The sequence below is a fragment of the Halomonas sp. BC2 genome (assembly GCF_002078115.1).
Lineage (GTDB): Bacteria > Pseudomonadota > Gammaproteobacteria > Pseudomonadales > Halomonadaceae > Vreelandella > Vreelandella stevensii.
Window position 1 is genome coordinate 99,503 of the sequence record NZ_LFGT01000012.1, and the last position, 8,432, is coordinate 107,934.

Annotated in this window: 5 protein-coding genes and 1 pseudogene; 5 read left to right on the forward strand and 1 reads right to left on the reverse strand. The window is 60.9% G+C overall.

What is annotated here, in order from left to right; genetic code table 11:
• The 4 genes and pseudogenes from B7L71_RS09335 to B7L71_RS09350 all read left to right on the forward strand — a co-directional run.
• Positions 1-527, forward strand: a 527-nt coding sequence (locus B7L71_RS09335; RefSeq protein WP_081137509.1) for a glutamate racemase, incomplete at its 5' end; no start/stop codon positions are given.
• Positions 528-576: 49 nt separating this feature from the next.
• Positions 577-1,685: pseudogene (gene trmA / locus B7L71_RS09340) on the forward strand (tRNA (uridine(54)-C5)-methyltransferase TrmA).
• Between the two features lie 187 nt (positions 1,686-1,872).
• A complete protein-coding gene (locus tag B7L71_RS09345) occupies positions 1,873-5,928 on the forward strand; it encodes an NAD-glutamate dehydrogenase domain-containing protein (protein WP_081137510.1) in 4,056 nt (1,351 codons plus the stop codon).
• A 134-nt stretch (positions 5,929-6,062) separates the two neighbouring features.
• Positions 6,063-7,088 (forward strand): quinone-dependent dihydroorotate dehydrogenase, encoded by a 1,026-nt coding sequence (locus B7L71_RS09350; protein WP_081137512.1) that lies wholly within the window; start codon positions 6,063-6,065, stop codon positions 7,086-7,088.
• 104 nt (positions 7,089-7,192) lie between these two features.
• Here B7L71_RS09350 and rmf read toward each other — a convergent pair whose 3' ends face one another.
• Positions 7,193-7,402, reverse strand: coding sequence for a ribosome modulation factor (gene rmf, locus B7L71_RS09355; RefSeq protein WP_039176196.1), 210 nt, complete (start codon positions 7,400-7,402; stop codon positions 7,193-7,195).
• A gap of 410 nt (positions 7,403-7,812) precedes the next feature.
• Here rmf and B7L71_RS09360 point away from each other — a divergent pair.
• Positions 7,813-8,432, forward strand: a 620-nt coding sequence (locus B7L71_RS09360; protein WP_249273221.1) for a THUMP domain-containing protein, incomplete at its 3' end; no start/stop codon positions are given.

The following is an 8,432-nucleotide window of genomic DNA, read 5'->3' on the forward strand; positions in this document are numbered from 1 at the left end:
CGGTGATTGGTACGGTGCCCGCCATCAAGCCCGCCGCGCAGCTCAGCACGACGCGCCATATTGGCCTGCTGGCTACCTCGGCCACGGTCAACCGCCCTTACACCCAAGGATTGATCGAAAGCTTCGCCAGCGACTGCCGCGTCACGCGGCTGGCAGCAGACCCGCTGGTAGTGGAAGCCGAAGCCTGGTTGGCGGGAAAGCCGCTGAACGCCGCTCATATTCAGCAGGCGTTGGCCCCGCTTTGGGAGGCAATCCAGGCGACCCCTGCCCTGGATACCGTGGTATTGGGGTGCACGCACTTTCCGTTGCTGCAGCCGCTGCTGGTGTCACTCTCCCCCGTACCGCTGGCCTGGGTGGACTCTGGAGACGCCATCGCGCGGCGCGTTGGACAGGTAGCCGCCACGCTGATCAGCAGCGTGCCGGATGGCCGTTGTTTTACCACGGCGCCCGCTGCTGCCCTGGCCGATGGCATGGCGCGGTACGGTTTCAGTGCCCCCCAACTGCTCGCGCTGCCCGACGCTGATTAACGGTGAGCCGCTGCCGCTAAGTTCAATTTTCCAGTCAACAGGAGCCACCTTGGCCATCCCTACCGTCGATCCGGCACGCTATGCCGAACAGCTGGCTGACAAACAAGCCTACGTGGAACAGATGTTCGCGGACTTTGCGCCGCCTGGGCTCGAAGTATATCCCTCGCCCGCCAGCCATTACCGGCAGCGCTGCGAGTTTCGTATCTGGCATGAAGACGATGATCTGTTCTATGCCATGTTCGAGGTCGATCCTGACAACCCCAAACAGAAGCGGGTCATTCGTCTGGACCAGTTTGCCGTGGCCAGCGAACGCATCAACGAGTTGATGCCGCAGTTGCGGGATGCCTTTCTGGCCAGCGATGTGCTGCGCCGCCGGCTGTTTCAGGTGGAATTTCTGACCACGCTGTCGGGAGAAGCGCTGGTCACGCTGATTTACCATCGTCCGCTGGACGACGCCTGGGAAGAGCAGGCGCGTGCTCTGGAAGCCGAGCTGGACATCATGATCATTGGCCGTTCGCGCAAACAGCGCCTGGTGCTCAGCCGTGACCACGTCTGGGAGCGCCTGGAGGTGGATGGTCGTACGCTGCACTATCAGCAGGTCGAAAACAGTTTTACCCAGCCCAATGCGCATATCTGCCAAACGATGTTGAGCTGGGCCCGTGAGGTGACGGCCGGACGTCAGCAGGAAGACCTGGTCGAGCTTTATTGCGGAAACGGCAACTTCACCATTGCGCTGGCGGAGAATTTCCGGCGCGTGCTGGCCACGGAAATCTCGCGCACCTCGGTGGCCAGCGCCAATGTCAACCTGGAAGCCAACGGGATCAACAACGCGCACGTGGCGCGCATGTCGGCGGAGGAGTTTGCGCTGGCGCTGAAAGGCGAAAAGCCGGACGGCGAGTGGCGGAGATGGGGCTGGACGATTACCGTTTCTCCACCGTGCTGGTCGACCCGCCCAGAGCCGGACTGGACGAGCAGAGCTGCGAACAGCTCAGCGAGTACGCGCAAATCGTCTATATTTCATGCAACCCGGTCACGCTTGCCGACAATTTGGCGCAGCTCACCAAAACCCATCAGATCGAGCGTTTTGCCTTGTTCGACCAGTTTCCGTTTACCCATCACTGTGAGTGCGGGGTGCTGTTGACACGGCGTAGCGCTTGAACGCAAGTGTCATGGGCCGCTTGTCAATAGTGCTTATGATGCACAAGCGGCATACACCATGAATAACATGCCAGATGGTTAGGGTGCTGGACGAGGGTAGCGTAAGCTATCCGGTAGCGTGGCCTAAAGGCCTATTGTCCTTCGTTTTTTGGTCCCAGGTTGTGGCCCCAGGCAGTCGAGGTGATGGATGCATTACGTTGCGATTGAAGAGAGTCGGCGGGATCTTTTGAAGCAGCTACAAGAGCGCCTGGATGCGCGACTGGAGCCAGCGCGAGCGGCGGATGTCGAAGCCTTCGCGCGCCATTTCTACGCGACGGTGCCGGTCGAGGACCTGATCGACCGTCGTCTTGACGACCTCTATGGGGCCACGCTCTCGATCTGGCAGTTTCTCCAGCATCATGACCGTCAGCACCCTAAAGTGCGTATCTTCAACCCCGATTTCGAAGAGCACGGCTGGCAGTCCAACCACACCTTCGTGGCCGTGCTGCATGAAGACATGCCGTTTCTGGTCGATTCGGTACGTATCGAGCTCAACCGGCGTGGATTGACCGTACATGCCATTCAGAACGCAGTGTTTGCCGTTGCCCGCGATGGCCAGCACCAGCTCAAGGCGCTGACCTCGCCCAAGGATGAGCATGCCCCCGAGGCTCGCGAATCCTTGATCGTCATCGAGGTGGATCGCCATACCGATCCTGAATCCCTGGCCAATATCGAGCGCAACCTGCACGAAGTGCTGCGCGACGTGCGCACGGCAGTGGGTGATTATGACGCCATGTGCGGGCAGATCACCTCCGCCATCCAGGAGCTGGAAAAGAACTGCCCGCCACAGATCGACCCCGACGATCATGAAGAAGCGATTGCGTTTCTCGAGTGGTTGTTGAAGGACAACTTCACATTCCTGGGGTATGACGAGTACCTGCTGGAAGGCAGCGAGCTGCAGCGTGACCCCAACAGCGTGTTGGGCGTGTTCCGCCTGGACCAGCCCCGCTACCGGGAGCGCATCCGCACCGAAGAGGGGGTGGATGAGCACAATGACTACGTGCTGGTGCCGCAGCTGCTCTCGTTTGCCAAGAGCGCCCATCACTCCCGGGTGCATCGCCCTACGTACCCCGACTATATCACCGTGGACCGCTACGATGATGATGGCAACGTGATCGGCGAGCGTCGCTTCTTTGGCCTGTTCACCGCGACCGTCTATAACGAGTCGCCGCGCAACATTCCACTGCTGCGTCGCAAGCTGAAAGCCGTGACCGACATCGCCGGGTTCAACCCTCAGGGCCACAATGGCAAGCAGCTGCTACAGGTGCTGGAAGTGTACCCGCGGGACGATCTGTTCCAGATCGGCACCGACGAGCTGGCCACGACTTCTCTGGGCATCTTGAACATCCGTGAGCGTCGTCAGGTACGCCTGTTCATCCGCGCCGATGTCAGCGGCAAGTTCTACTCCTGCCTGGTCTTCGTTCCCCGCGACGTGTTCTCGACCGACCTGCGCCAGCGTATTCAGAACATGCTGTGCGACGAGCTGGATGCGCACTTTGGCGATTTCAACACCTACCTCTCCGAGTCGGTGCTGGCGCGTATTCAGCTGATCCTGCGCTTCAATGGCGACACGCCCAGCCAGTACGACCTGAAGCGTCTGGAGGGTAAAGTGGCACGGCTGTCGCGCAGCTGGCGTGACGACCTGCACGCGGCCATGATCGAAGGGTTTGGAGAAGAGCGCGCCAACCACCTGCTGGATAATTTCCACGATGCCTTTTCGGCCAGCTACCGCGAAGACTTCAACGCCCGCACGGCGGTATTCGACATTCAGCACCTGTTGAATCTGGACAATGGCGATACGCTTTCGCTCTCCCTGTATCGTCCGCTGGAAGAGCCGGCAGGGGGCATGAACCTGAAGCTGTTCCATCGCGAATCGCAGATCCCGCTCTCGGACGTGCTGCCGATGATGGAGAATCTCGGCCTGCGCGTGATCGGCGAGCGCCCCTACGATATCAATGCACCTCAGCAGCGTTACTGGATACACGACTTCGAGCTGGAGCATAGTCAGGGCGCCAATCTGGGCGACGTGCGCGACACGTTCAGCGAAGCGTTCAAGCGTATCTGGGCCGGCGAAGCCGATAACGATGCCTTCAATCGCCTGATCGTCGGGGCTGGTCTGGACTGGCGGGAAGTGGCCATGCTGCGCGGTTACGCGCGTTATCTGAAGCAGATTCGCTTTGGCATGTCCCAGGATTACATTGCCGCCACGCTGGCCAACTACCCGGTGATCACCCAGACGTTGGTGGAGCTGTTCCGCCTGCGCTTCGAACCGGCCCAGCAGCAGCCCGGCCAGAGCGACGACTGCCTGGCGCGCCTGAACGAGCACCTGGAAGGCGTTGCCAGTCTCAATGACGACCAGCTGCTGCGCCGTTTCATGGAGCTGATCCAGGCCACGCTGCGCACCAACTATTATCAGAAGACCGACGATGGCCGCTTCAAGGATTACATTGCCTACAAGCTGGAGCCGTCGAAAGTGACCGGTATGCCCAAGCCGCGTCCGGCCTACGAGATTTTCGTCTGCTCGCCCCGTGTCGAAGGCGTGCACCTGCGAGGTGGCAAGGTGGCGCGCGGTGGCCTGCGCTGGTCGGATCGTCTGGAAGATTTCCGTACCGAAGTGCTGGGGCTGGTCAAGGCGCAGCAGGTGAAGAACGCGGTCATCGTGCCGGTAGGCGCCAAGGGCGGCTTCGTGTGCAAACGCATGCCTGAAAATGCCGACCGCGAAACCCAGCAGAAAGAGGGCATTGCCTGCTACCAGATCTTCATTCGGGCGCTGCTGGACGTCACCGATAATCTGGTCGGAGGAATGGAGGCAGCCGCCAACGGCGTGCGGGTTTACACCGACTTCATCGACAATGCCGGGGGCGTCAACTGCTCCGACCATGAGGTCAATATCAAGATATTGATCGACGAAGTGGTCAAGCGTGGCGACATGACCGACAAGCAGCGCAATCAGCTGCTGGCCGACATGACCGACGAAGTGGCCAACCTGGTCATTCTGGACAACTATCGCCAGACCCAGGCGCTGGACCTGTCGGAAATTCTTTCCCATCAGGGCATGGGGCCGTATCGCCGCTTCATCAGCGAACTGGAAGCCGCTGGTCAGATCGACCGCGAGCTGGAGTTCCTGCCCACCGACGAGGTGCTCAAGGAGCGTGCCAGCAGCGACCAGGGCATGCGTTTGCCGGAACTCTCGGTGCTGATCTCCTACGCCAAGAGCACCTTGAAGGGGGATTTGATCAATTCCGAGGTGCCCGACGACCCCTACATCCATCGCCATCTCGAGCGGCTCTTCCCGGCGGTGCTCACCGAGCGCTACCAGGGCGAGATGTACGAGCACCGCCTGAAGCGTGAAATCGTGGCCACTCAGGTCGCCAACGATCTGGTCGACCACATGGGCATCGTCTTCGTGCGCCGCTTGATGGACTCCACCGGCGCTGGCCGGGCCGATATTGCCCGGGCCTACGTGGTTGCCCGCGATGCCTTCAACCTGGCGGACCTGTGGGCGCAAATCGAAGCGCTGGACAACCAGGTCTCCAGCCGGGTGCAGTACTCCATGATGCTGGACCTGATGCGTCTGGTACGTCGTGCCACCCGCTGGTTCCTGCGTCAGCACCTGGGGCTGTCGACTCAGGACACCATCGAGTACTTCGGGCCGCGTCTGGCCCAGCTGCAGGAGAGCATCGGTGAGCTGCTCAGCGGTGAAGAGCAGCAGGAGTGGCAGGCACGCTGCGACGAACTTCAGCAAGCCGGCGTGCCTGAGTCCCTGGCCGCTACGGTGGCTGCGGCACCGCGCCTGTACGCCAGCCTGGGGATCATTCAGGCGGCTCGCTTGACCAACGAGAAGCCCCAGCGGGTGGCGGAAGTCTTCCACGAGATTGGCAGCCGTCTGGAGCTACCGTGGATGATCCAGCAGGTCACTCAACTGGAAGTGCGCGATGCCTGGCAGGCACAGGCCCGTGAAACCTTCCGTGACGATATCGATCGCCAGCAGCTGGCGCTGACCACCAGCGTATTGAAGCTGGAAGCGGGCAGCCGCGACACCCAGGAGCGCGTGGCCCAGTGGCTGGAGCAGCACGCCGAGCTGCACCGTCGCTGGTGCCGCTTGATCGAAGAGGTACGTAGCGGCAGCGAAGGCGGTTTTGCCCTGTTTGCGGTCGCCGTCCGTGAGCTGGTGGACCTGGCCGAGAGCGACAGCGAAGCCTGACGCCTGACGAAAGGCCCACTCAAGGCCGCGCCCTGGTTCACCAGGGCGCGGCCTTTTCATTCTGCCTCGCTGGGCCAAGTGCGTTATACTGCGGCCGCCTCGCCAACAGCCCATCGCCCAGGAGTGTCTCGCTGATGTATACCCTTGCCCGCTCGCTCATGTTCCGCCTGGATGCGGAAACGTCCCACGGTCTGGCGCTTGGCGCGCTGGATACGCTGCACCGAGTCGGTGGCGTGAAGCGGCTGTATGGCGAGCCGATCAGCGACCCGGTCGAGCTGATGGGGCTGCGCTTTGCCAATCGCGTCGGCCTGGCAGCCGGGCTGGACAAGAATGCCGATCACCTGGATGCCCTGGGTGAGCTGGGCTTTGGTTTCGTGGAAGTGGGCACTGTCACGCCGAAAGCGCAGCCGGGCAACCCCAAGCCGCGTCTGTTTCGCCTGGCCGAACACGGGGCCATCATCAACCGCTTCGGCTTCAACAACAAGGGCGTCGAGCACCTGGTGGCACAGGTCAAGAAGCGCCACTACGGCGGTATCGTAGGCATCAACATCGGCAAGAATTTGACCACCTCGGTGGAGCAGGCGCTGGATGACTACCTGCTGTGTCTCGACGCCGTGCATGGGGTGGCCGATTATATCGCGGTCAATATCTCGTCGCCCAATACGCCGGGGCTGCGCACGCTGCAGTTCGGCGAGCAGTTGGATGCCCTGCTGGGGCCGATTCGTGCCCGCAGCCAATCGCTGGACGACGCGCTGGGTCGCAAGGTGCCGCTGCTGGTGAAGATCGCCCCCGACATGAACGCAGAGGAAGTGGCGCTGGTGGCGGGCAGTATTTCTCGCAATGGGCTGGATGGCGTGATCGCCACCAATACCACGGTGTCTCGTGAGGCCGTTCAGCAGGACCCCCAGGCGCAGGAAGCCGGTGGGTTATCGGGCCGACCGGTGTTCGAGGCTTCCAATACGGTCATCCGGCTGCTACGTGCCGAACTGCCTGACCTGCCGATCATCGGCGTGGGCGGCATCGACAGCGCGGCGGCAGCGCAAGCGAAAATCGAGGCAGGTGCCGATCTGGTGCAGCTCTATTCAGGCTTGATTTATCAGGGGCCGACGCTGGTGAAACAGTGTGCCGAGGCGCTCAAGGAGCAGGCTTCTGCCCACTAATAGGGAAGGCGCGGGGGAGAGGTGGGCAATAAAGGGGTAGGCAATAAAAAGCCCGCTGGTGAGCGGGCTCCGTACTCCAAATGTCCGTGTAAAAGGTAAATAAATCAGGTCATGACCATGGGGTTTTTATGGATGCCGGAAACGCCGACCATGCCATCCCACTGGTCTCCGCGACCTTCACGCCAACCGCTCATCCAGTATTCGCGTAAATTGACATCTTGACTGGGGCAATCATCACGGGAGCGACCCGTAATACCCGCTTTATAGCCGTGAACATAAGCCCGCTGGAAGCGATCACGTTTTTGTCGTTTCATTGGCTAACCTCTTTTCACGAAAACCTTTGATAAGAAGCAAATGGCCAGCAAACGGGCAGCTCATTGTCTACCGAGCTCCTTTCAAGCGTCATCACGACGCCAACCATTGCTGCCAACTCTGCTTCGAGAGGTGACTTCAAGTCCAAGAGTGAGTCTTCGCCAGTACCTTGGTGTCTAGCACTCACGTGCTGAACAGGTAAAGCCGCCGACTCGACAAGCCGTGGGTCGTTACAGGAGTCTCCTTGCGGAAGTGCACAGTAATGACCCAGACAAGCAACGCATGCGTTTTTAGTAGCTACCCTTTTATTGATAGACCATCATGGGGTCACTTGTCGACCATCAAATTGTCATAAGACGTAAACTCATTTGACATATACAGGAATATCGCGCGGTGACGCGCGGCGAAGAACATGACCGAGCTGAGCCAAACACCCTCTTTGAATCTGCTGGCCACCTGCCCCAAAGGCATCGAAGGCCTGCTGGCAGACGAGCTGCAAGCGCTAGGCGCCGAGCCTGGTAAAACCACCGTGGCCGGTGTCTATTTCACTGCCGACCAGGCCACCGCCTATCGGGTCTGCCTGTGGTCGCGACTAGCCAACCGCGTCATTCTGCTGCTGGCCCGGGAAAGCATGATCGAGACCGCCGAGCAGGTGCGCGATGTGGTGGCACGCATTGCCTGGCGTCAGCATCTTGCACCAGGACGCACCCTGGCGGTGGATTTTCATGGCCGTAGCGAGCACATTCGCCACACCCGGTTTGGCGCGCAAACCGTCAAGGACGGGGTGGTGGACTCGCTGCAGCTCTCGGGGCAGGAGCGCCCCAATGTGGATACCAAAACGCCAGACCTGCGCCTTTATGCGCACCTGCATCGTGCCAACCTGAGCCTGGGTATCGACCTCTCAGGCGAGAGCCTTCACCGGCGCGGCTACCGGCGTGACGTCGGGCATGCGCCGCTCAAGGAGAACCTGGCCGCTGCCTTGCTGGTGCGTGCAGGCTGGCCCGAGCGCGCCAAGGCTGGCGAGCCTTTGCT

What these genes read in the sequence shown, in the direction of transcription:
- B7L71_RS09350 (WP_081137512.1), top strand. Translation starts at nt 6,063, where the DNA reads ATGTATACCCTTGCCCGCTCGCTCATGTTCCGCCTGGATGCGGAAACG.
- B7L71_RS09345 (WP_081137510.1), top strand. Translation starts at nt 1,873, where the DNA reads ATGCATTACGTTGCGATTGAAGAGAGTCGGCGGGATCTTTTGAAGCAG.
- rmf (WP_039176196.1), bottom strand. Translation starts at nt 7,402, where the DNA reads ATGAAACGACAAAAACGTGATCGCTTCCAGCGGGCTTATGTTCACGGC.